Annotated in this window: 24 protein-coding genes; 5 read left to right on the plus strand and 19 right to left on the minus strand. The window is 33.9% G+C overall.

The features are described 5' to 3' along the window. Positions 1–2 precede the first annotated feature (2 nt). Both LZZ90_RS09160 and LZZ90_RS09165 read right to left on the minus strand, forming a co-directional pair. Positions 3–1,922 (minus strand): DUF294 nucleotidyltransferase-like domain-containing protein, encoded by a 1,920-nt coding sequence (locus tag LZZ90_RS09160; RefSeq protein ID WP_237790391.1) that lies wholly within the window; start codon positions 1,920–1,922, stop codon positions 3–5. Positions 1,923–2,033: 111 nt separating this feature from the next. Next, positions 2,034–2,900 (minus strand): EamA/RhaT family transporter, encoded by an 867-nt coding sequence (locus tag LZZ90_RS09165; protein ID WP_237790392.1) that lies wholly within the window; start codon positions 2,898–2,900, stop codon positions 2,034–2,036. 176 nt (positions 2,901–3,076) lie between these two features. Here LZZ90_RS09165 and LZZ90_RS09170 point away from each other — a divergent pair, with 176 nt between their 5' ends. From LZZ90_RS09170 to LZZ90_RS09180, 3 genes are all read left to right on the plus strand, one after another. Further along, positions 3,077–3,472 (plus strand): hypothetical protein, encoded by a 396-nt coding sequence (locus LZZ90_RS09170; protein WP_255702363.1) that lies wholly within the window; start codon positions 3,077–3,079, stop codon positions 3,470–3,472. Positions 3,473–3,642: 170 nt separating this feature from the next. Next, positions 3,643–3,918 carry a DUF3817 domain-containing protein gene (locus tag LZZ90_RS09175; RefSeq protein ID WP_237790393.1) on the plus strand — a complete coding sequence of 92 codons (276 nt, stop codon included), beginning with the start codon at positions 3,643–3,645 and terminating at the stop codon, positions 3,916–3,918. Between the two features lie 27 nt (positions 3,919–3,945). After that, positions 3,946–5,202, plus strand: a complete 1,257-nt coding sequence (locus LZZ90_RS09180) for a mechanosensitive ion channel family protein (RefSeq protein WP_237790394.1) — start codon at positions 3,946–3,948, stop codon at positions 5,200–5,202. Between the two features lie 26 nt (positions 5,203–5,228). On the opposite strand, the gene LZZ90_RS09185 is transcribed toward LZZ90_RS09180, so the two are convergent. Together LZZ90_RS09185 and LZZ90_RS09190 are read right to left on the minus strand one after the other, a co-directional pair. Next, the gene (locus LZZ90_RS09185; protein ID WP_237790395.1) at positions 5,229–5,597 is read right to left on the minus strand and encodes an acyl-CoA thioesterase; all 369 of its coding nucleotides are present in this window, start codon (positions 5,595–5,597) and stop codon (positions 5,229–5,231) included. Then, positions 5,594–6,010 carry an NUDIX hydrolase gene (locus LZZ90_RS09190; protein ID WP_237790396.1) on the minus strand — a complete coding sequence of 139 codons (417 nt, stop codon included), beginning with the start codon at positions 6,008–6,010 and terminating at the stop codon, positions 5,594–5,596. Before LZZ90_RS09190 ends, LZZ90_RS09185 begins: the two co-directional genes overlap by 4 nt. A 98-nt stretch (positions 6,011–6,108) precedes the next feature. Here LZZ90_RS09190 and LZZ90_RS09195 point away from each other — a divergent pair, with 98 nt between their 5' ends. Further along, complete coding sequence (locus LZZ90_RS09195; RefSeq protein WP_237790397.1) at positions 6,109–6,504, plus strand: glyoxalase; 396 nt, start codon at positions 6,109–6,111, stop codon at positions 6,502–6,504. A gap of 62 nt (positions 6,505–6,566) precedes the next feature. Here the strand turns inward: LZZ90_RS09195 and LZZ90_RS09200 are convergent, their stop codons facing one another. From LZZ90_RS09200 to LZZ90_RS09225, 6 genes are all read right to left on the minus strand, one after another. Beyond that, positions 6,567–6,995, minus strand: coding sequence for an META domain-containing protein (locus tag LZZ90_RS09200; RefSeq protein WP_237790398.1), 429 nt, complete (start codon positions 6,993–6,995; stop codon positions 6,567–6,569). A gap of 29 nt (positions 6,996–7,024) precedes the next feature. Next, positions 7,025–7,690, minus strand: a complete 666-nt coding sequence (locus tag LZZ90_RS09205; protein ID WP_237790399.1) for a DUF2461 domain-containing protein — start codon at positions 7,688–7,690, stop codon at positions 7,025–7,027. A gap of 132 nt (positions 7,691–7,822) precedes the next feature. Further along, on the minus strand, positions 7,823–8,776 hold the full coding sequence (locus LZZ90_RS09210) for an alpha/beta fold hydrolase (RefSeq protein WP_237790400.1): 954 nt from the start codon (positions 8,774–8,776) through the stop codon (positions 7,823–7,825). 44 nt (positions 8,777–8,820) lie between these two features. Beyond that, on the minus strand, positions 8,821–9,297 hold the full coding sequence (locus LZZ90_RS09215; protein WP_237790401.1) for a DUF2231 domain-containing protein: 477 nt from the start codon (positions 9,295–9,297) through the stop codon (positions 8,821–8,823). A 10-nt stretch (positions 9,298–9,307) separates the two neighbouring features. Beyond that, the gene (locus LZZ90_RS09220) at positions 9,308–10,690 is read right to left on the minus strand and encodes a HAMP domain-containing sensor histidine kinase (protein ID WP_237790402.1); all 1,383 of its coding nucleotides are present in this window, start codon (positions 10,688–10,690) and stop codon (positions 9,308–9,310) included. After that, positions 10,687–11,361 (minus strand): response regulator transcription factor, encoded by a 675-nt coding sequence (locus LZZ90_RS09225; RefSeq protein WP_237790403.1) that lies wholly within the window; start codon positions 11,359–11,361, stop codon positions 10,687–10,689. Before LZZ90_RS09225 ends, LZZ90_RS09220 begins: the two co-directional genes overlap by 4 nt. 119 nt (positions 11,362–11,480) lie before the next feature. On the opposite strand from LZZ90_RS09225, the gene LZZ90_RS09230 reads away from it, so the two are divergent. Then, positions 11,481–13,574 carry an LTA synthase family protein gene (locus LZZ90_RS09230; RefSeq protein ID WP_237790404.1) on the plus strand — a complete coding sequence of 698 codons (2,094 nt, stop codon included), beginning with the start codon at positions 11,481–11,483 and terminating at the stop codon, positions 13,572–13,574. A 30-nt stretch (positions 13,575–13,604) separates the two neighbouring features. On the opposite strand, the gene LZZ90_RS09235 is transcribed toward LZZ90_RS09230, so the two are convergent. The 9 genes from LZZ90_RS09235 to lpxD all read right to left on the minus strand — a co-directional run bounded on the left by LZZ90_RS09235 (position 13,605) and on the right by lpxD (position 22,728). After that, a complete protein-coding gene (locus tag LZZ90_RS09235) occupies positions 13,605–15,632 on the minus strand; it encodes a hypothetical protein (protein ID WP_237790405.1) in 2,028 nt (675 codons plus the stop codon). A gap of 93 nt (positions 15,633–15,725) precedes the next feature. Then, on the minus strand, positions 15,726–16,472 hold the full coding sequence (fabG, locus tag LZZ90_RS09240) for a 3-oxoacyl-[acyl-carrier-protein] reductase (RefSeq protein WP_237790406.1): 747 nt from the start codon (positions 16,470–16,472) through the stop codon (positions 15,726–15,728). Between the two features lie 117 nt (positions 16,473–16,589). Continuing rightward, positions 16,590–17,462 carry a succinate--CoA ligase subunit alpha gene (gene sucD, locus LZZ90_RS09245; protein WP_237790407.1) on the minus strand — a complete coding sequence of 291 codons (873 nt, stop codon included), beginning with the start codon at positions 17,460–17,462 and terminating at the stop codon, positions 16,590–16,592. 106 nt (positions 17,463–17,568) lie between these two features. Continuing rightward, positions 17,569–17,931, minus strand: coding sequence for a nuclear transport factor 2 family protein (locus LZZ90_RS09250; protein WP_237790408.1), 363 nt, complete (start codon positions 17,929–17,931; stop codon positions 17,569–17,571). After that, positions 17,921–18,862, minus strand: a complete 942-nt coding sequence (locus LZZ90_RS09255) for a UDP-3-O-(3-hydroxymyristoyl)glucosamine N-acyltransferase (protein ID WP_237790409.1) — start codon at positions 18,860–18,862, stop codon at positions 17,921–17,923. The genes LZZ90_RS09250 and LZZ90_RS09255 overlap by 11 nt, the downstream gene beginning before the upstream one ends. A 17-nt stretch (positions 18,863–18,879) precedes the next feature. Next, entirely contained in the window at positions 18,880–19,446 is a 567-nt protein-coding gene (gene efp / locus LZZ90_RS09260) for an elongation factor P (protein ID WP_237790410.1), read from the minus strand. Positions 19,447–19,484: 38 nt separating this feature from the next. Next, a complete protein-coding gene (gene lpxA, locus LZZ90_RS09265; RefSeq protein ID WP_237790411.1) occupies positions 19,485–20,273 on the minus strand; it encodes an acyl-ACP--UDP-N-acetylglucosamine O-acyltransferase in 789 nt (262 codons plus the stop codon). A gap of 10 nt (positions 20,274–20,283) precedes the next feature. Further along, positions 20,284–21,672, minus strand: coding sequence for a bifunctional UDP-3-O-[3-hydroxymyristoyl] N-acetylglucosamine deacetylase/3-hydroxyacyl-ACP dehydratase (locus LZZ90_RS09270; protein ID WP_237790412.1), 1,389 nt, complete (start codon positions 21,670–21,672; stop codon positions 20,284–20,286). Positions 21,673–21,690: 18 nt separating this feature from the next. Then, entirely contained in the window at positions 21,691–22,728 is a 1,038-nt protein-coding gene (gene lpxD / locus LZZ90_RS09275; RefSeq protein ID WP_237790413.1) for a UDP-3-O-(3-hydroxymyristoyl)glucosamine N-acyltransferase, read from the minus strand. Between the last annotated feature and the right edge of the window lie 50 nt (positions 22,729–22,778).

The raw sequence follows: 22,778 nt of genomic DNA on the forward strand, positions 1-22,778 counted from the left end.
AATTACGTGAAATAAGTTAATTGGAATCTGTTTTTAATCAAATCCTGAAGTTCGTTTATCGGTTGAAAACAGTTTTTTAGTTTTACCTTATCTACTTTTGTAAGCTCTTCCAAATTGATATAACTCCCAGCTGAATCCGTTTTAAGACCTTCTTCGGTTCTAAACCAATGCAAAGTGTGAAACGCTTCGGCACACTCTAAATATAAATCAGCATTTTGTGGCTCTAAATCGGCCAGTTTTTTAAATCGTTGATACGTATTGGTAATTCCTTTTACATTTTTACTGATGGCAAACAGACGGGCTGCATCAACAAGTGGCGTAATTGCACGGTTTTTAATATCGAAAGTATCTTTGTGTTCTTCGTCTTGCTCCACAAGAAACTGTCTGAAGAAACCAAGTGGTGCTGGTTTTTTGATAGCATCCGTTCCTAAAAAAGCATAGAATAATTGGTTGTTTTCTGCCTTTTTATAGATTTCTTCTGTTAGTGCTTTTTCGATATCTGCTTCACCATAAATGAAGTCGTAATCAAAGAAAATTGTGCTTAAATGGATTCCTTTTTCACCTGGAGTATTAATCCAAGTATTATATTGTTTTATCCAGTCTGTCAATGATTTACACCAAAGTTCATTGTTCGCATTTAGGCCTTGTGAGCTTCTTTCATAACCAATTTTCTCAAAGGTTTCCAATACACGATTCGCCAAACTTATAAAGTAATTTTTTACTTCATCATAACGTTCTGCGGGAACATCTTCAAAAACAAGGGAATTGTTCACATCGGTTAATAAAAGTTGCTCTTTTCTTCCTTGGCTTCCTAAATTAAACCAGGCAAATTTAACTGGAGGAGTTCCTATTTTCTCTATAGCCAATTCAATAGCACGCTTAGTAATAGAAATATTTATCTCCGATGCAACACTTGTAATATGTGAAATAGGAATGTTTTTATCAATAGAATTTTGGATCAAATCGGTTAATCGATCACGAACAACTTTCAGTTCTTTAGAACGATTTGCACGTTTAGCCTGCTTTAAAAGCACTCCAGGATTATTTGCCTGAGCAGCAACTACATCATGCTCAGAAATGATTCCGGTTATGGAACTTTTTTCTGTTCCGTCTTTAGTAACACACAGATAACCAACGTTATACTTTAACATCATCATCTGTGCTTCGGCAATTGAAATATTTTCAGGAACGGTTACTACTGGTGTTGTCATTACTTTATCAACGGTTACATCGATAGAAAATTGACCGGTAGCAATTTTAGAAGTCAAATCGAAATCGGTTACAATCCCGATAGGCATTTGGTTTTCCTGGATGATAACACTACCAATCTGACGGCTTGACATGGTTTGTGCTATATGGCGCACTACATCATAGGTACTAGCTGTAATTGGGTTTTTCGTATATTTTATGGGCTGAAAATACTGTATATCGGTTGCGCTTTGTTCGTTAAAAATAACGTTTTCCGATATTAATTTTCCTCTATTGTCTTTATCGTAAGGATTTCTGGTATTGGAAGCAAAACTCTCTAACAAAAAGCTTAAAACGCTTGTATTTCCGGCAACATAAGGTCTGAATACATTAATAGGAATAGCGTAAACAATCGAATCTTCACGGGATTTAGCCGTCATTAAATAGTTATTTTTGGCAAAAAAAGGACGCAATCCTAAAATATCACCTTCATCACATTTATCAATTAAGGTTTCTTCTGCATCAGAAATAACCGAAAGACCAATTGCTCCGGACGCAACCACATAAAACGAATCATGAGTAGGATCTCCAATTTTGAATAAAATTTGATTTTTTTCAAGATAGACCACTTTTATATGTTCGGCAATAGCAACCAGTTCGGTGTAATTCAAACTTGAAAAAGGAGGGTAGTGCTTTAAAAAATCGGCAATTCGCTCGGCAATTGGGTTTTTCATAACGTTTTCAGTTATTTAGTTTTTTGATTTTGAATAGCTTGTAATCAAAATCTTCATTTTTTAAATGTACTAATTTCTTCTATAAATAAAAAGGAGGGAACAGATTAATCATTAATTAATGTATAGCTGTGAAAGAGTAATGATTACAACTGCTGTTAATGCTAACGCTATTCCTATATAATTTATTTTGCTCAGTTTTTCTTCAAAAGCAATGACACCTATAAAACTACCAAGTACAATTACTCCAAAATTCATTCCTGCAAAAACAGTGGAGGGATTTTCCGAGAAAGCCTGATGTGCCTTTAAATAGAAAAAAATATTTCCAAAATTGAGAAAACCAAGCAAAATTCCCCAGCGAATATTCATCAAACTGAATTTAGATTTTCCTTTTATTATGTAAAATAGAGTAATTGACAAGGCGATGATAAATGCTCCGGAAAAAACCGTAAACAAAGAAGTTGTAAATGGTATTTCTTTAGTGGCCGCAATTTGTTTAAAGAGAATATCGATCACTCCAAAACCAATAAATACAATGCTAGGATACAGCCAATTTGCCGAGTTAGTTTTTTTTGTTTCTTTTTTTGCCAGTGTAAAGAAAATAGCTGTAAAACCTAATAATAAACCAATCAGTTTCAAAACTCCAATAGTTTCCTTGAAAATAAAATAAGATGCCAGAATCGGAATAAATAATGACAAACGTTGTGCAATATCTGTTTTAACAATTCCAAAGTGTTTAATTGATGCTGCCAAAAACAAAAAAATTGTTGGTAATAAAATCCATAAAGGAATATATATTTTCCAAGGAGCTGCGTTGCTAAAAATTTTTATATCCGGAGAAAAAATAAAAAAACAGCAAATTAATGCAATAACATAATTCGCAGCTACAATCTGTTCTATAGCAATTGGAAAACGTTTAGCATACTTGAGTAGGACTGCTACAGAAACACTGCAAAGAATACTCAAAATGAGGTACATCATAGGGTTGTGATATTTCTTACCAAAAGTAAGAGTATTTGATTATATATTGCAAATTAAATATTCTATTTTACATAATGTATATTATAGTTCAAAATTAAATATGCAAAAAGATGAATAAAAACATCAATAATTGTTAGCAGAAAACTAATAAAATATTAATTTTGCGAACCAATTAAATGTTCTTAACTAATCAACTTATTATCGTGGAAAGTCCTGTAGCCCAAAAATTGATCAACAAAATTCAGCTGGATTTATTTAAAAATGGATTCGTTGCTGAAACTCTTGTTACTGATTTAAAAAAATTGCGTGAATATGCGCTTGAAGAACAAAATCCTGTTCTGGTAAAAGCAATACGCTTAACCTATGAGCATGTTGAAGAAAACAACGCGTTTTTGATTGCAATTCCGGATGATGAACCAATGGATGGTTTTGAAGGAACTTCAGACAATGTTACTGAAAATGCAACTAATATGGAAAGCTTAGAATATTTGATTTCTTTATTTGCAGATTTAAAGAACAAGAATAATCTTTCCGATTTAAAAGAATACAATAAAGCTTTTTTGGCGTTCTAAAAGAAACCAAGTTCTATTTTACATAATATCAAACTACGCTTTATGCGTAGTTTTTTTTATAAGTTTTAGTTAAATACTGATAATTCAACAGCTTTCTGTGCTAAATTTGACTCCTTTTTGATGAATAATCAAAATTTAAATTTATTTATCTAACAATCAACTATTTATATATGTTACGAGTTTTTAAAATCATAGCTTTTTTAGAAGGTATTTCTTTATTAGTACTATTTAGTAATATGTTATTCCTTAAACCAACCAATATCGAATTGTATAAAACCCTCCTCTTCCCTGTCGGAATGGCGCATGGTTTACTGTTTATCGGTTATATTGTTATGGCAACAATGTTTAAAATGGAAGAAAACTGGCCTTGGAAAAAATATGGGATTGTTTGTGTAGCGTCGGTTTTACCTTTCGGAACATTTTATGTAGAAAAAAAATTATTGTAAATTAGAGCATAAATCGGTATTTAAAGTATGAAGATCTTTAACTGGGCGTATAAAATTTTTAAGGAATTAGGTTTTAGCGAGCTTTGGGCAGACTATTCTAATCTTGCCATTAATATTATCATCCTGATAATTACCGCCTATGTTATCGACTACATCTTCAAGAAAATATTAATTATCATAATGGCGATTGTCGCTGCCAGAACAAAATCTACTTTTGATGATTTTTTGGTAGCCAACAAAACTGCCAAATATGTTGCCCATTTGTTTACGCTTTTCTTCATTCACAAAACGGTTCCTATCATTATGAAGGATTTTGTGTATTGGGAAGGTATTTTTACAAAAGGAGTGAAATTCTATATTATTATATTATCACTTTGGATCATCCGAAGTATTTTCAACTCACTTAAAGATTATTTAAAAGGAAAAGAAAAGTACAAAGACAAACCTATCGACAGTTACATTCAGGTTATCATGATCTGTTTGTGGATTTATGGGATTTTATATTTCATAATGCTGTTATTTGATACAAGCCTTAACAAGCTTTTTGCAACATTTGGAGCAATTTCCGCATTAATTTTATTGATTTTTCGCGATACAATTTTAGGTTTTGTAGCCAGTATTCAGGTAACTGTAAACGATATGGTTCGTATTGGCGACTGGATTACCATGGAAAAATATGGTGCAGATGGAGATGTAATCGAAATCAATTTAGCGACTGTAAAAGTGCAGAACTTTGACAACACCATCACTACAATTCCAACCTATTTTCTGATTTCCGACTCTTTTAAAAACTGGCGTGGAATGTTGGATTCGGATGGACGTCGGATGAAACGCTCTATTTTATTAAAATCCAGCAGTATTCGATTCTTGACCGAAGATGAAATCGAAAATTTGAAGAAAATACAATTGATAGCGCCATATCTGAATCATCGTCAGGCGGATATTCAGAAGTTTAATCAAGCTAATGGTGTTGATAAATCGGTTTTGATTAACGGAAGAAACTTAACAAATTTCGGTATTTTCAGAAAGTATATCGATCAATACATAGCCAATCATCCGGGGATTAATAAAAATATGATGTTCATGTGCAGGCAGTTACAGCCGACACAAAACGGAATGCCGTTAGAAATCTATGCTTTTATAAACGATAAGCGCCTTGTGGAATATGAGCATATTATGGCGGATATTTTTGACCATATTTTAGCTTCAGTTCATTACTTTGGAATGGAAATTAATGAAACTGGTGCTATTAAAATTGAATACAACGATGAAAAAGTAAATTAGTTTTTAAGCTAATTCACTTTTTTTGTTTACTCTTCTACTGAAGTTTTTCCGTGAACGGCCGGCTGACCAAAGCTGTCCAGATTTACCATTGTGATTGCATCTACAGTAATGATTACGGCTTTTGTCATTACATTACGTACTTCGCAACGCATGGTTATTGAGGTTTTTCCAAAACTTACGATATCCAAACCGATTTCGATAATATCACCCTGACGCGCCGAACTCATAAAATTAATTTCAGACATGAATTTGGTCACGATTCTGTTGTTTTTCAGGATGATGATCGAATATAATGCTGCTTCGTCGTCAATCCATGATAATAATTTTCCTCCGAATAACGTTCCGTTTGCGTTTAAATCTTCCGGGCGAACCCATTTTCTGGTTTGGTAGTTCATAACTTAAATTTCTGTAAGGACAAAGTTACAATATCTAAATGATCAAAAGCCAGTTTTGGTAAATCTTTTATCGGAAACCAGCCCGTTTCTTTAGCATCATCGGCAGCAACAGCTATTGTATTTTCAGGGACAATTCCAAAGTAGGCAACAGAAACCACATGGCTTCTAGGATCACGAAATGGTTTTCCAAAAGCACCAACCTGTTCTAAATCAGTAACTTTTATTTGAGTTTCTTCTTCTAATTCTCTAATCGCCGCTGCTTTTAAATCTTCATTTTCATCAACAAAACCGCCAGGTAACGCCCAACAATCCTTAAAAGGTTCATTCTTCCTTTTGATCAAAAGCAATTCATTTTCTGTTTGTTTTCTAAGGATTACAGCGTCTACGGTAACAAATATTTTGGAGGTTCTCATGGTATAAAGTTTTCAACACGAAACTACTAATAACTTTTTGAATCGCATTTATTTTTCCGCTATCCTATTTTGTAATTTTAATAAAAAGATTAGAAACCATGGAAAATCGCGACACTTTTCTTATTGATTTGAGAGGAGCACCTCTTGGAACGATTTCGGCTCAGTCTACCTCTGAAGAGCTTTTTCAGAACAGGACTTTACGACCTATACTGGTTTTACAGAACGAACTTTTTATTGAAGTTTTCCTTAATTATGCCATTAAACAGAAAAATGTGTTTTTTTCGCTTCCGCCAGAGAAAAAGATGGCTTACATTGAAAATGTAATTCAGAGGGACATCAAATTTAGAAATTCGTTAAAAGGAATTATTATTGGTCTTTTCACTGTAGAAGAATATAAAGACTACATCAAGAATTCATCAAACATTAACAAACGAATGATGAATATGCTCGTGGAACGTCTGAAAAATCAGATCCAAATCCTTACACTTGAATAAAGAACCACAACCAAAAACAAATAAATACCACAAAAAAAAGCTGTCATTCCCGACAGCTTTTTTTATTTTTTGTTATAACTCATAAGTTCTCGGGTTCCTTCGTAAAAATAAAGTGTGTTTTCAACAACTTTAAATTTATCGGTACGATTTAAAAACTTATTGTAGTTGTCATAGTTTGTGTTCATGCACGCCATTTTGGTTCCTGCCATATTTCCGAAAAGAATTTTATCTCCCTGAACACTGTAAGTGCCTGTTATCAGATTACATCCGTCATTTCCACTTACTTTTGATCCAACCCAGAAACGAACTTCAGGCGTTCTTGCAAACGTGCTGCTGTCAATAACTTTACCGTCAAACTTTACTAAACGCCATGCTGTTGAAGTCAAAGCGTTTGATGTCGAATTGGTTCCTGCTCCCGAAGTTCCTGTTCCAGAAGCTACCGAACAAGAAAATCCAAAACCTAAAACCACTGTTAAACCCAGTACAATCATCAATTTTTTCATAAGCAATCAAAATTATGTTAATAGATACTTTCTCCATTTAAATTTGTTCCCAATACTTCGCTCATATAATCAAAAAAAGGTCGCATTGCCAAAAAAGTATTTAAAACTTCTTCTTTGAAATTTTTATCCATCACTTCCTTATCAGTAAATTTTCTGGAAATGAGGTATTGTTTTTTACGTATTAAATCAATAGCCGGATGTTCTTTATCAAATCCTTTTGGAGCGGTTTTAAGTTCATCGCCTTGTAAAGTTCCAAAGATTTTTACGAAATTTTTATCAGAGATAATTTTGCGAATTTCCGTATCATCCATTTCGAACTCCTTCCGGATTCGGTTTAAATCTTCCGCATTGGGTTCCCAAAAACCTCCTCCAACAAAACTTCCTCCCGGCTCAATATGCAAATAATATCCACCGCGCAACATGGGTTTGGTTCGTCCTAAAGCAACTCCAAAATTGGTTTTGTAAGGTGATTTATCTTTTGAAAAACGCACATCGCGATAAATTCGGAACATTTGGATTTTGTCAATACTATCCGATTTAGACAATTCTGTAACTAACTCCTGCGCTGATGCCTTGAAATCTTTTTCCAGTTTTTGAAATTCCTTTTTATTGTCGGCAAACCATTCACGGTTGTTGTTATTTCGTAACTGTATTAAAAAATCCAAAGTTGCTTTTGATACCATATTTTTCTTTTAAAGGTAGAAAATTTCTACCATAACGATACTAAAAAATTCATCAATTAAGTTGAACTTTTTATATCATTTTTCCGGTTTAGGAAATGGAAGCGTTTTGCTGCAGAAATTTGAAAGTGTTTTTTATAGATTTTTACTCAACCACTTTTTGATTTCTTTAAAAGTGAAATCTGAATTTTCAATCCAAGGAAAGTGCCCTGCTTTATCAATTAAAATTAACGTAGAATAAGGTAAAGAAACTTGTAACTGTTTCGCAAATTCTGGTGGATTATTGGTGTCGTACTTTCCGTTAATAATGAGTGTTTTAACTTTTAAAGATGGAAATTTCTTTTGATTATTCAAATAGTGTAAACGATCTTTCTCAGTTTCAATAGGAAAAACATTATTTATTGGTTTTCTTCTTCCTGCTGCTGAAATTAGTCTGACAATTTGAATAACTCTTTGAGAACTTTCTTCATTGTAACACCACCATTTTATTGGTGATTCCGAAATGTCTTTCCCAAGTTCATTTTTATTGGTTTTATGCTCAATCATATAATCCCAATCTTTTATAACCTGCTTAAACCATTCAGATTCTTTAGTTCTTTTCGTTTCCGAATTTTTCCGGCGTTGCATACTTTCTTTTTGCGTACCGACAAAACTTGTTCCGATTAAAAGTAATCCGGCTGTATTGTTAGGATATTTTAAAGCATATTCCAAAGCAACTGCACTTTGATCGGAATGACCGAAAATCCAAATTTTATTTATATTCAAGTGTCTTCTTAAATATTCAATTTCTGAAACGATAGAATCCTGTTTATAATCCTCAAGTTTATTTGGCATCTGTGATTTGCCGGTTCCTCTAGGATCATAATAAACCATTGTAAAATGATCTTCTAGAGGTTTTAAAGTTGCCTGATAACCTATTTTTCCTGAGTTTAAATGACCGACAATCATTACAGGGCCTTTTCCGCGAATGGAATAATTGATTTTTAATCCGCCAATATTTTCAAAATAATCGCCGTTTTTTAAATTCTGCCCATTTGAAAATGAGAAAAAGAGAACAAATAAAATTATGTTTAATATCCTTATTTTCAATTTTATACGAATTTAAATACGATTGATTTTAGCTCTTCCAGAGTCTATTTAAGCTCTTTATCATGGTTCTCCGAAGCTGAAAAACCTTCACGGATTTCAGTATGACGAATTTCCCCTCCTGAAGTTCCAACGCGGGCTGACAAAACTGAGCTTCCAAGCGATAAAATCAAAGTTACTATGCCAAAAACCTTTGCTTTTGGATGATTTCTGACTGATGTAATTAACGCCAATATTGCTACAGCCCCGGTCAAATACAAAATAATTGCAAATTTTTCGGCAATTTCTTCGTGCTCATGGATTATATGATGGTTGATGTTTAAGTTCTCTGCTATCTCTTCTGCTCCTTCCCCGGTTCTCATTGCCAGTAAACCTAAAACTGCTGAAACAAACAGTACAATATAAGCTGTATGCTGCATTGATTTATTTTTAAGAAGGATTCCGGCCAACAGAATTGCGAAACCGAAAATGGTACCAATTATTGGAAAATGATTAAAAATCATGTGTAAATGTGCGTCATTCATAACATTAAGTTTAGTTGTTAAAATTTAATTTTACGGTAGTTTCATTGATCGAATTACTTTCAATGCTAATTTGTATCTGCAATAAATCACAAAGCCTTTTTACAATGGATAAGCCTAATCCCACTCCTTTTACCTTATTTAAATCTAAGGAAGCTGAACGATAAAACGGATTGAAAACTTTGTCAAGTTCTTCTTTTGAAATTCCTTTTCCGGAATTGGTTATTTTTAATTCTGTTACCTGATTTTGATTTTCAATTGACAGAATAACCGTTCCATTTTCGTCACAATATTTCAAAGCATTGGAAATAAGATTGGACAAAATTATTGATACCATGTTGTAATCCGATTCAATATAAAAATCATTGTTAAAGTCTGCAACAATCTTAACATTCCTACTTGTGATTAATTCGGAAAACCGAGCCAAGACATCCAAAATCAAAGCATTGAGATAAACCGATTCGCTTTCCTCATGCTGTTTCTGATTTTCAAAACGCGCTAAAAGCAATAACTCATCAACTAGAATATTTAAACGGTCAACCTCAGAAATACAAAATTTAATTTTTTCTTCATACTCTTTCTTTTCACGCTCTTTACGTATCAATACTTCAAGTGTTCCTTTAATTACTGATAATGGCGTTCTGAGTTCATGAGATGCGTCTGAAGTAAACTGTTTCTCCCTTTCAACAGCATTTTCAATTCGATCCAAAAGACTATTGATGTTCCCAGACAACTGATATAGTTCATCTCTGTTTTTAGGTAATTCAATGCGGTATTTCAGATTGTCTTTTGTGATCAGATTTGTGGTTCCAATGATACTGTTTATGGGCTTAATACTTCTTCCGGCTATGATTCGGGCTATAATAAAAAGCACAATCAGAACAATCGGATAAAGTATAAAAAGAATTGTCCTTAAATTCTTTAAAAGCATTAATGGATGCTCTAAAGACATGGCAATCAGCAAATACCCTTTTTTATTATTCTTGTGAAAAATTGGCGTTTGAGATAACTGAATTTGCTGATTGTTCAATATAGTTTGATAAAAAAACGAATCTTCTCTTTCCGTCTGAATCTCAAGCTCATCTTTCTTTAAATTTGGAGACTTCTCAATAGTTACACCATTTAGATCTTTTATTTCAACAAAAACAGGGTTAACATTTGCCTCATTATGTTCCTTCTCCTCCCACTCTTCTTTATTAATCCAGACAATGGTTTTTTTTTCAAATTTCATTTCTCGAAGATGCAAACCGATTTCTTTGCGAATATCTTTCTTTACATCATTAAAAACAGTAAACTTGACCGAAGAATAAATAACAAAAAAAACAGCAAAGACAAGCAATGCAGTTGAAATGATGTAGTTAAATGCAATCCGGTTTTTAAAAGAAAGCTGTTTCATGATTCTTTGTTATCATCTGCAATGTACCCTACTCCTCGAACAGTTTTAATATATTCGACATTTCTTTTAAGATTGAGTTTTTTGCGAATTGAATTCATAAATACATCAATTACCCCTGTATCATACTCAAAATGAATTCCCCAAACGTCTTCAATTATACTGTTTCGGGTACAGACTTTTCCTTTATGTTCAATAAGATACTTCAACAATTCGAACTCTCGTTGTGTTAGGTTTACACTAGCCCCATCAACCAATACACTATGTTTTTGAATATTCATTTCAATGTTAGCGAGCTTTAAAATTTCATTTTTCTGTGAGTCTCTGAAATGTATTTTAATACGCTCCAGAAGTTCTTCAAAACTGAATGGTTTTTTGATATAGTCATTAGCACCCGATTTTAACCCTTCAACCGTTTCCTGTATTGTGTCTTTTGCCGTTAAAAACAAAATTGGGGTTTTTTTGTCTTTTTTTCGAATGGATTGACAAACCTCTAAACCTGTTTTTCTTGGCAACATCCAGTCCAGCAGAACCAAATCCGGCTTTTGAGCATCAAATAAAATTAAACCCTCTACACCGTCTTTTGCCAAGGTTACCGTAAAATTTTCCTCTTCAAGACCTTGTTTGAGAAAACTTGAAATACCTGTTTCGTCTTCAACTATTAATACGTGCATTTTTTTTAAAAAATTTCAATACAAATTACTACTTTTAATTGGAAATTCTGACATTTTCTTAAGCAAAACTTAAGCGATTAAAAATGAAGTGTTTATAATTTTGCAAAAACAAAGTCCCAATGAGAATTACAAAAAGCATACAGCCATTTTTGAACTTATGCATCTTTTATCTGATTATCAATATCTTATTAAGAAGTGTTCTTTTTTTTCATCCCATAACTCAAGCTGGTTTTAGTGCGTTTGAAATCCTTAAAATTTATTTTTTAGGTTGTATTTCCGATTTCTTTGTTTTTGTTTTGATGAGCTCTTTTTTGTGGCTTTACTTGCTTTTTCTCTCTGATTCAAAATATCAAAAACCTTGGGGATACTTTATTTTTGGCATTCTTCTCCTATTATTGATTTATGTAAGTTGTTTCAACACAATTTTAAATGAATATGGAGGTGTCGTTCCTACAATCGGAATCAGTTTTATTGGGTTAAAGACGCTACTTTTTGGCTTATTGCTTTTTCTTCCAAGCTATAGAAAGCAGATACGTTTAGCCTTGTTTTCGGTTACTGTTTTTCTGTTTGTTTTAATCATTGTACAAAATGCTGTAAGCGAGTTCTTTTTTTGGAACGAATTTGGTGTAAAATACAATTTCATTGCTGTTGATTATTTGGTTTATACCAATACGGTAATTGGAAACATCATGGAATCCTATCCTGTAATTCCTTTATTTTTAGGCGTTGGACTTATTACGATCCTAGCTACTTATTTCATTGTGAAGAAATCGAAAGGTTATCTTGACCAAATCCCTTCCTTTAAAGAGAAACTTGTAATTTTAGGTACCATAGCATTAATTTCCATTGTTTCATTAATTGCTATTCCGGCAATTTCAAAAACTGAAAACTCTCAAAATGTATTTGCAAATGAACTTCAGGCAAACGGTATTTACCGATTTTATCTTGCTTTCCAAAACAGTGAATTAGATTATTTCAAATTTTATAATACGCTTCCAAAGGAAAAAGCTTACGCTGAATTGAAAAAACAACTTCCGGGAATTACAGGCGAATCTACATTACACAAAATAGTTGCAAATCAGAAGGAAATACATAAAAACGTGGTTTTAATTACCATTGAAAGTTTAAGTGCCGATTTCATGAAAGCCTATGGAAACCAACAAAACCTAACACCTTTCTTAGACGAAATAGCAGGCAAAAGTTTGTTTTTCAGTAATCTATATGCAACAGGAAACCGTACAGTTAGAGGCTTGGAAGCCGTTACTTTATGCATTCCTCCAACTGCGGGAGAAAGTATCGTAAAACGCGCAGACAACAAAAACAAATTCTCAACCGGTTCGGTATTTAAACAAAAAGGTTATAACGTGAAATATCTTTACGGCGGGGATGCTTTTTTCGACAACATGCAAGACTTTTTCCAAGGTAATGGCTATGATATTATAGATAAAAAATCATTCAAGGCTGAAGAAATTTCTTTTTCAAATATCTGGGGTGTTTGTGATGAAGATATGGCAAAAAAAGCCATTCAAACCATGAATGAAGAAGCCAAAACGGGTAAGCCGTTTTTTAATCATTGGATGACTGTAAGCAATCATCGTCCGTTTACTTATCCTGAAAATAAAATTGACATCCCTGCTGATTCAAAATCACGAGAAGGTGGTGTAAAATATACAGATTATGCACTTAGAGCATTTTTTAATCAGGCACAAAAAATGCCTTGGTTTAACAACACGGTTTTTGTAATTGTGGCCGATCATTGTGCTTCCAGCTCAGGAAAAACAGAATTACCAATGGAAAAATACCGAATTCCGGCTTTGATTTATGCACCTGGTTTTGTACAACCGCAAAACTGCACTAAATTAATGTCTCAAATTGATTTGATGCCTACTGTTATGGGCCTTTTGAATTTTAATTATCAAAGCAAGTTTTACGGACAAGATGTTTTTAAACAAGACTATAATCCAAGAGCATTTATTGCTACGTATCAGGATTTAGGATTTATCAAAGACAGTGTTTTAACGATAATATCTCCAGTTAAAAAAGTTAAGCAATTTGAATTGGTTCCTTTGCCTTCTACTTCGGAAAGCATACAGGTTAAATATGAGGAAAAACCGATGAAAAAAATGAGAACCGATTTGATTTCAAATACAATTGCAATGTATCAAACTGCATCAGATCTGCTTAAAAACAAAAAATATCAGAAGTTAAATTAATTAATCCAATGATTTTATAAGAAGGTGATTTTACAATAAACCGTTGTATTTTCTAACAAACCATTCTGTTGTCAAGGATACGGCCAAAAGTACCAACAGCCAAACAAAATCAATCAGTGGAGATTGTTTTAAAATTGCTTTTTCAGTTGGTAAATACTGTTGGTTTTTACTTAAAAAATCAATTAATTGGTCTACCTGATTTGGGAAATAAACTTTTCCGTTTGTGTTTGCTGCTAATTGCATTAAACGTGTCAAGTCTGGGTTTACAAATTGTTTTTCGATTTCAAAATCAAGCACTTCAAAACTTCCTGAATACTGATTTTTAGAATTATTTTCTTTTACCGTAAAACTGTAATTACCTGGTTCCAAACCGTCTAAATCAACCACATATTCATTGGTTCTTTTCAGAAAATCATACGATTTGGAAGTATTTGTCTTTTTATTTTTGAGCTGAATCGTTAATCGTGCATTTTCTTCAAACTCATAGTTTTTATTAAAATACTGAGCAGAAATTTCAATACTTTCTCCAGAATTATAAAAACTCTCATGATTTACCACCAATGATTTTTTAGCAGCATTGGTTGCCAAATATTGGATAATTTTATCAGAAAATAGGTCGAACTGATCAAACGATTTGGATTTTAAATAACTTTCCATACGCCATTTCCAAATGTTTTCACCAAAAAGAAAAGCATTTCGTTTTAATCCGTTTTCTGTGAAAGTTAGTAATGGGTTTTCAGTTTTAATATTTCTGATTCTGCTTTGCAATAAAACCGAAGCATTTTGTTTCAAAGTAATGGTTCCGAAAGGATGTTCCAAAGGAGGAAAATTTTCAAACCCAATATTCTCAAGTGCAAAGGAATTAAACTGGGAATTGAAATCTGCCGAATAATCTTCTTTTTGACCCGATAGTTTAAAGTTTACCTGATTTTGATATTGGTTTAAAAAATTGAAATCTGTATTGGTTCCGGTAATTATCCAAGTGTTGAGTTGAAGGTTTTTATTTTGTTCGAAAACAGTTTTAAATTCCGGGGTTGGCTGATACAAAATTAAAACATTATAATCTTCTAATGATTTGATTTCATTTGGATTAATAACAGTTACTTTACGTTGAAGATTAGATTCAATTGAGCGTTTTAAAGCTCCTAAGTCCGGGTGATTGATTGCTGAAACCAAAGCTATTTCAGAACGTTCATCGATTACTTCAACTGCAAAATTTTTACTGTTATTGTATTTATTTTTTTCGTTTTCTGAAGAAGAAATTACCGCCTTGTACGTTTGTACCCCAACACTTTCCGCATTCAATAAAACCGTCACTACTTCAATTTTTTTGTTCGGAGAAAACGAAATGTTTTGCTTATGAACTGTTGAATTTCCGTGCTGTATGCTGAATGTTGTATTTAGGCTTTTCTTTCCATTGTACTGAACAAAAACCTCTACTGGAAATTTATTCTTTAAAAACGCATATTTATTAACATTCAATTGATTGATTTTCAAATCTAATACAGTAGTTGTATCGCCTATGACAATTGGATATACAGTTGTGTTTTGTTGAAAACTGTAAACATAATCGTTCCCAATAGTCTGATTTCCATCTGTTAAAAGCACAACCGGATAGTTCTGGCTTCTGTAAAATTGCTTCAAATTCTCAGCAACCTGATCAATATGTGTCTGTTTTCCTTTAAAATCCAAAGAAGTATTGGGCTGGAAATCACTATCAAAACGATAAAGCTGTACTTCATATTTGTCTTTCAGCGAATTGCTTTGAGCTAATTTCAAAGTAAGCTCTTTAACTAAATCTGTCTGAGCTAACTCATTAATTGATTGAGAGTTGTCAATAACAATTGGCAATGGCACTTTTGTAACCTCAAAAGTTTTTCTAGAAATTATCGGATTAATCAACAATAACAATATTGAAAAAACCGTTAAAAAACGCAAAAAAGCCAAAAGCAAATTCACCTTGGAATTACTTTTGGCTTTATATAAATAGTGGTAAAACGACAAACCGGCAGCAATCAAAACCGATAACAGTAAAAGTAAAATTGTGCTTGTTGTCATTTTTATGTATTAAAAGATTGGAAGATTCTAAAATTGGAAGATTTCAACTCCTTCTCAATCTTTAAATCTTTAATCATTAAATTTTTTAATTTATTATGTTAACATTCCTCCATCAACATTAAGTACTTGTCCGGTAACATAAGCACTTAAATCACAAGAAAGGAAAACACAAGCATTAGCAACATCTTCCGGAGTTCCACCACGTTTTAATGGAATACTGTCTCTCCATCCTGCAACTACGTCTTCATTTAATTTAGCAGTCATTTCAGTTTCGATAAATCCAGGAGCGATTACATTACAACGAATATTTCTTGAACCTAATTCTAATGCTACCGATTTAGAAAAACCAATCACACCAGCTTTAGAAGCCGCATAGTTAGTTTGACCTGCATTCCCTTTAACACCAACCACAGAACTCATATTGATGATTGAACCTGCTCGATTTTTCAACATGATTCTCTGAACTGCTTTAGTCATATTGAAAACCGATTTCAAATTCACATCGATTACCGTATCAAAATCTTCTTCAGAAATTCTCATTAAAAGATTATCTTTAGTAATCCCTGCATTATTGATCAAAATATCTACGTTTCCGAATTCTGCAATAACATCGTCAACTAATTTTTGAGCTTCGTTAAAGTCTGCTGCGTTAGATTGATATCCTTTAGCTTTAACTCCTAAAGCAGCTAATTCATTCTCTAATTCTTGTGCTGCAGCTGCAGATGAACTGTATGTAAATGCCACATTTGCACCGTTTTTAGCAAATACCTGAGCAATCCCTCTACCGATTCCTCTACTCGCCCCTGTTATGATTGCGGTTTTTCCTTCTAATAATTTCATGTTTCAGTATGTAGTTTAGTTTGTTTAAATGTGTTACAAATATAGATTTTTGTATTTAGTCCCACAAAAAAAGCCCTACAAAATGCAGGGCTTTTAACTATTGTATAGAAATTAGGATTAACCCAATACTTCTTTAACTTTTTTACCGATTTCAGCAGGAGAATCTACCACGTGGATTCCGTTCTCTCTCATGATACGTTTTTTAGCTTCAGCTGTATCATCAGCTCCACCAACGATTGCACCAGCGTGACCCATTGTACGTCCTTTTGGAGCAGTTTCTCCAGCGATGAAACCTACAACCGGTTTTCTGTTTCCGTCAGCTTTAACCCATTTAGCAGCATCAGCTTCTAATTGACCACCGATTTCACCGATCATGATGATTAATTCTGTTTCAGGATCGTTCATTAACAATTCAACCGCTTCTTTAGTAGTAGTTCCGATGATTGGATCTCCACCGATACCGATAGCTGTTGTGATTCCGAAACCTTGACGAACTACCTGATCAGCAGCTTCGTATGTTAAAGTACCAGATTTAGAAACGATACCTACTTTTCCTTTTTTAAAAACGAAACCTGGCATGATACCAACTTTTGCTTCTTCCGGAGTAATTACACCCGGACAGTTAGGACCAACTAAACGACAGTCTCTTGTTTGGATATAATCGTATGCTTTAATCATATCAGCAACAGGAATCCCCTCAGTGATACAAATGATCACTTTAATTCCAGCATCTGCAGCTTCCATAATCGCATCTGCAGCAAATGCAGGCGGAACGAAAATGATTGAAGTATCTGCACCAGCCTGATCTACAGCGTCTTTTACTGTATTGAAAACCGGACGGTCTAAGTGCATTGATCCACCTTTTCCTGGAGTTACACCACCTACAACGTTTGTTCCGTATTCAATCATTTGTGAAGCGTGGAATGTTCCTTCACTTCCTGTAAATCCCTGAACAATTATTTTAGAATTCTTATTAACTAAAACACTCATGATATAGTTTTTTATGTTGTTTTTAAAATTGCATTGCAAAAATAGACTTTTGAAAGAAATATCTAAAGTATTTTGCGATAAACTTTTTAAGATTTTTTAAAGGAAATTAACCTAGCTGACTCATTTGGTAACCACGGAATAATTTACCGTCTTTCACTTCCCAAATTGTTACAAAATGTGCTAAAACTTCTTCTTCCGAAGGATTTTCAATCGGAGTTACATAGTAAGTGTAGCGAACCGTTACTGTATTATTTTCTTCTAGGATATGCGTAAAATCGATGCGCGAGGAGGTATAGGAACGTTTCATTTCGTTCGCTAACTCAACTAAATCGTTTTTTGTCATTTTTAAGAATCCTTTGGAACTGTGCCAATCAAATTCCATTTCGTCGTGAAGGAAACGTTTTATCACTTCGTTGTTACGCAACGCATCCGAATGATAAAACTCAGTAACCAGCTCTTTAGCCATCATTTTTGTTAAGTTTATTAAGGATTTCTGGAATCTTTTTAACGTTAGCAAGTTGCTTAAGTTTTTCGCGAGATTCTTCAATTGGAGTACCAAAATAGGTTTTGCCACCTTCAACAGATTTAGTTACTCCGGTTTGGCCAAGAATAATCGCTTTTTCACCAATGGTAATTCCACTTGTGGTTCCTACTTGTCCCCAAAGTGTTACTTCGTCTTCAATGACAACGCAGCCAGCAATTCCGGTTTGTGAAGCGATTAAACATTTTTTACCGATAACCGTATCGTGACCAACATGCACCTGATTGTCAATTTTGGTGCCCTCACCTATTGTTGTATCTCCGGTAACTCCTTTATCTATAGTACAAAGAGCGCCGATTCCCACATTATTTTCGATAACAACACGTCCGCCGGAAATCAATTGATCAAATCCTTCAGGTCTCTTTTTATAATAGAAAGCATCTGCTCCTAAAATAGAACCTGAATGAATAATGACATTATCTCCGATTATTGAATTGTCATAAATGGAAACATTGGAATGAATCAGGCAATCTTTACCAATAACCACGTTGTTACCGATAAAACAATTCGGCTGAATAACGGTTCCTTCTCCAATTACCGCTGATTCTGAAATAGAAACATTTGACGCTGTAAAAGGTTTGAAATGCTTAGTAAGTTTATTGAAATCGCGAAATGGATCATCGGAAATTAATAAAGCTTTACCCTCAGGGCAATCTACTTTCTTGTTAATCAAAACTATAGTTGCCGCCGACTGTAAAGCCTTATCATAATATTTTGGATGATCCACAAAAACGATATCGCCTCTTTCCACCACGTGAATTTCATTCATCCCGTGAACCGGAAAACGCTCATCGCCCACATACTCACACTGAATAATGTTGGCAATTTCTTTAAGAGTATGTGTTTTTGTAAACTTCAAATTGTATTCTTTTGTAATTATTCTTTAACACGCTCCATATAAGAACCTGTAGCTGTATCAATTTTGATTTTGTCACCTTCATTGATGAACAAAGGCACGTTAATTTGAGCTCCAGTTTCTACAGTTGCAGGTTTAGTAGCATTTGTTGCAGTATTACCTTTAACACCCGGCTCAGCGTAAGTTACTTCTAAAATTACTGATGCTGGCATATCAACAGATAAAGGCGCTTCTGTTTCAGCATTGATCTGAACCATTACGTTTGTACCTTCTTTTAATAAATCCGGTGCATCCAAAATATCTTTGTTTAACGAAATTTGTTCAAACGTTTCGTTATTCATGAAATGAAAATCACTTCCTTCAGCATATAAATACTGGAAAGTATGCGTTTCAACACGAACCACGTCGATTTTATGACCTGACGAGAAAGTATTATCCAACACTTTTCCGTTTGTTAAACTTTTAAGTTTTGTTCTAACGAAAGCTGGTCCTTTACCCGGTTTAACGTGTAAAAATTCAATGATTTTGTAAATATCGTGGTTAAATTTAATGCACAATCCGTTTCTGATATCTGCTGTAGTTGCCATTTATGTATTTGTTATTTAATTTATTATTTGTTTTTTAATTAAAATCCGCCTCCGGTATACCCTTTCATAATTCCTCGTGAAGAATTACGAATAAACATTATGATTTCATCACGCTCCGGAGTAGCTTCCATTTCTGCTTCAATAATACTTAAAGCTTGAGTGGTATTATAGTTTTTCTGATACAAAATTCGGTAAATATCCTGAATTTCTCTGATTTTTTCCGTAGAAAAACCTCTTCTTCTCAATCCCACAGAATTGATTCCCACATAAGAAAGCGGTTCTTTCGCTGCTTTAGTAAATGGAGGAACATCTTTACGAACTAATGATCCACCTGAAATCATCGCGTGATCTCCGATATGAATGAATTGATGTACTGCAGCCAAACCACCGATTACTGCGAAATCCCCAACAATTACGTGTCCTGCTAGTGCAACTCCGTTTACGATAATTGCATTATCACCAATATGGCAATCGTGTGCAATGTGAGCTGTTGCCATTATCAGACAGTTTTTTCCAATTTTTGTTTGCCCAGATGCAATTGTACCTCTATTTATTGTAACACACTCTCTTACAGTGGTGTTATCACCGATTATTGCAAGTGATTCTTCACCACCGAATTTCAAATCCTGAGGAACTGCAGAAATAACAGCACCAGGAAATATATTGCAGTTTTTACCGATTCTTGCACCTTCCATAATGGTTACATTTGAGCCAATCCAGGTTCCTTCACCAATTTCCACATTATTATGGATGGTAGTGAATGGTTCAATTACCACATTTTTTGCAATTTTTGCACCCGGATGAACGTATGCTAAAGGTTGATTCATAAGTGTTTTTTTAGTTCTTTTTTACAATTTGCGCCATTAATTCGGCCTCTGTAACTAATTTTCCGTTTGCATAAGCACTTGCCTGCATATGGCAAATTCCACGACGGATTGGAGACAATAATTCCAGTTTAAAAATTAAAGTATCACCAGGTAAAACTTTGTTTTTAAACTTCACATTGTCAATTTTCATAAAATAAGTAAGGTAGTTTTCAGGATCCGGAACTGTACTTAAAATCAAAATTCCTCCGGTTTGTGCCATCGCTTCAATAATTAAAACACCCGGCATTACTGGTGCTCCTGGAAAATGCCCAACAAAGAATTGCTCATTCATGGTAACATTTTTCAATCCTACCACATGAGAATCAGACATTTCTAAAATTCTATCCACTAAAATAAATGGATAACGGTGCGGTAGCATTGATTGAATTTTTGTGATGTCCATCAATGGTTCCTTATGTAAATCATATACAGGTACATGATTTTTTTGTTCATTCTTGATAATTTTAGACATTTTCTTAGCAAACATCGTATTTACAAAATGTCCTGGCTTATTAGCAATAACCTTACCTTTTATTTTTGTTCCGATTAAAGCCAAATCTCCAACAACATCTAGTAATTTGTGACGTGCCGCTTCATTTGGATAATGCAAAGTAAGATTGTCTAAAATTCCGTTTGGTTTTACGCTGATGGAATCCTTCCCAAAGGCTACTTTCAAGCGTTCCATGGTTTCAGGAGAAATTTCTTTATCAACGTAAACGATTGCATTATTTAGATCTCCACCTTTAATCAAACCATGTTCTAATAACCCTTCCAACTCATGGAGGAAACTAAAAGTACGACAATCTGCAATTTCTGTTTTGAATTCGGAAACCGACTTCATGGTAGCATTCTGAGTTCCTAAAACTTTTGTACCAAAATCAACCATTGCAGTTACCTGATAGTCATCTGCAGGAATAACAGTGATTTCACTTCCGGTTGTTTCGTCTGTAAAAGAGATCACTTCCTTAACCACATAAACTGAACGTTCCGCATCTTGTTCTACAACACCTACTTTTTCAATAGCCTCAACAAAATACTTTGACGAACCATCCATAATTGGCGGCTCAGAAGCATCTAACTCTATAATTACGTTGTCAATATCACACCCTACAAAAGCAGCTAAAACGTGCTCTGATGTTTGGATTTTAACCCCTAATTTTTCAAGATTGGTACCGCGTTGTGTGTTCACAACATAATTAGCATCGGCCTCTATAACCGGCTGACCTTCAAGATCAACACGTACAAAGGTAAAACCGTTGTTTACCGGAGCTGGTTTGAAAGTCATTTTTACATTCTGTCCGGTATGTAACCCTACTCCTTCTAATGTAATTTCACTCTTAATGGTTGTTTGCTTAACCATGATTTTTGTTATTTTAGTTTAGTTTGTTTCGTTAATTTCGTTGATTGATTTTTTCATCTTATGAATATCGTCCACTATTTTTGGAAGATTTTTAAAATGAACGTAGGATTTATTAAAATCACCATATCCAAAAGCAGGACTACCCTGAATCACTTCTCCGTCTTTAATACTTCTTCCTACACCGGATTGTGCCTGGATACGAACATTGTTCCCTATGGTGATATGGCCAACGATTCCAACCTGACCGCCAATCATACAATTTTTACCGATTTTGGTTGAACCCGCAACACCTGTTTGTGAAGCGATTACAGTATTTTCACCAATTTCAACATTATGAGCAATTTGAATCTGATTATCCAGCTTCACTCCTTTTCTGATAATTGTCGATCCTAAAGTTGCTCGGTCAATGGTTGAACATGCACCAATTTCAACATTATCTTCAATAATCACATTTCCTATTTGAGGCACTTTGGAATAGGTTCCATCTTCTTGTGGAGCAAAACCAAAACCGTCTGAACCGATAATGGTTCCGGAATGAATTGTACAGTTTTTACCGATTTCCGACTCAGAATAAATACGTGCTCCGGCAAAAAGAACCGTTCCGTCACCTATTATAACATTATCTCCAACAAAGCTGTTCGGATAAATTTTTACGTTATTTCCAATGGATACATTTTTTCCGATGTAACAAAAACTGCCTAAATAAAGGTTTTCTCCATAAGTTACATTTTCAGAAATAACGGAAGGCTGCTCAATTCCTGACTTCATCAGTTTTACCTGATTGTAATATTCTAAAAGTTTGGAAAAGGATTTATAAGCGTCATCAACCTTAATTAAAGTGGTCGAAATAGCTTGCTCCGGTTCAAAGGTATTGTTTACTATTGTTATTGTAGCCTTTGTAGTATATATGTGGTTCAGATATTTAGGGTTAGCTAAAAAAGTTAAAGACCCTTCTGTTCCCTCTTCGATTTTTGCTAATTTATAAACTTCCGCTGAAGGATTTCCAACGACCTCACCCTCTAAAATACCTGCAATTTGTTCTGCTGTAAATTTCATCTTATAACATTTAATTTCCCATCGGTATAAGATGGAACCCTCTAATTTTC

It is taken from the genome of Flavobacterium sp. SM15 (assembly GCF_022012335.1).
GTDB lineage: Bacteria > Bacteroidota > Bacteroidia > Flavobacteriales > Flavobacteriaceae > Flavobacterium.

Coding starts and splice junctions, on each gene's coding strand:
- LZZ90_RS09160 (WP_237790391.1), bottom strand. CDS start 1,922: ATGAAAAACCCAATTGCCGAGCGAATTGCCGATTTTTTAAAGCACTAC.
- LZZ90_RS09165 (WP_237790392.1), bottom strand. CDS start 2,900: ATGATGTACCTCATTTTGAGTATTCTTTGCAGTGTTTCTGTAGCAGTC.
- LZZ90_RS09170 (WP_255702363.1), top strand. CDS start 3,077: ATGTTCTTAACTAATCAACTTATTATCGTGGAAAGTCCTGTAGCCCAA.
- LZZ90_RS09175 (WP_237790393.1), top strand. CDS start 3,643: ATGTTACGAGTTTTTAAAATCATAGCTTTTTTAGAAGGTATTTCTTTA.
- LZZ90_RS09180 (WP_237790394.1), top strand. CDS start 3,946: ATGAAGATCTTTAACTGGGCGTATAAAATTTTTAAGGAATTAGGTTTT.
- LZZ90_RS09185 (WP_237790395.1), bottom strand. CDS start 5,597: ATGAACTACCAAACCAGAAAATGGGTTCGCCCGGAAGATTTAAACGCA.
- LZZ90_RS09190 (WP_237790396.1), bottom strand. CDS start 6,010: ATGAGAACCTCCAAAATATTTGTTACCGTAGACGCTGTAATCCTTAGA.
- LZZ90_RS09195 (WP_237790397.1), top strand. CDS start 6,109: ATGGAAAATCGCGACACTTTTCTTATTGATTTGAGAGGAGCACCTCTT.
- LZZ90_RS09200 (WP_237790398.1), bottom strand. CDS start 6,995: ATGATTGTACTGGGTTTAACAGTGGTTTTAGGTTTTGGATTTTCTTGT.
- LZZ90_RS09205 (WP_237790399.1), bottom strand. CDS start 7,690: ATGGTATCAAAAGCAACTTTGGATTTTTTAATACAGTTACGAAATAAC.
- LZZ90_RS09215 (WP_237790401.1), bottom strand. CDS start 9,297: ATGAATGACGCACATTTACACATGATTTTTAATCATTTTCCAATAATT.
- LZZ90_RS09220 (WP_237790402.1), bottom strand. CDS start 10,690: ATGAAACAGCTTTCTTTTAAAAACCGGATTGCATTTAACTACATCATT.
- LZZ90_RS09225 (WP_237790403.1), bottom strand. CDS start 11,361: ATGCACGTATTAATAGTTGAAGACGAAACAGGTATTTCAAGTTTTCTC.
- LZZ90_RS09230 (WP_237790404.1), top strand. CDS start 11,481: ATGAGAATTACAAAAAGCATACAGCCATTTTTGAACTTATGCATCTTT.
- LZZ90_RS09235 (WP_237790405.1), bottom strand. CDS start 15,632: ATGACAACAAGCACAATTTTACTTTTACTGTTATCGGTTTTGATTGCT.
- fabG (WP_237790406.1), bottom strand. CDS start 16,472: ATGAAATTATTAGAAGGAAAAACCGCAATCATAACAGGGGCGAGTAGA.
- sucD (WP_237790407.1), bottom strand. CDS start 17,462: ATGAGTGTTTTAGTTAATAAGAATTCTAAAATAATTGTTCAGGGATTT.
- LZZ90_RS09250 (WP_237790408.1), bottom strand. CDS start 17,931: ATGATGGCTAAAGAGCTGGTTACTGAGTTTTATCATTCGGATGCGTTG.
- efp (WP_237790410.1), bottom strand. CDS start 19,446: ATGGCAACTACAGCAGATATCAGAAACGGATTGTGCATTAAATTTAAC.
- lpxA (WP_237790411.1), bottom strand. CDS start 20,273: ATGAATCAACCTTTAGCATACGTTCATCCGGGTGCAAAAATTGCAAAA.
- LZZ90_RS09270 (WP_237790412.1), bottom strand. CDS start 21,672: ATGGTTAAGCAAACAACCATTAAGAGTGAAATTACATTAGAAGGAGTA.
- lpxD (WP_237790413.1), bottom strand. CDS start 22,728: ATGAAATTTACAGCAGAACAAATTGCAGGTATTTTAGAGGGTGAGGTC.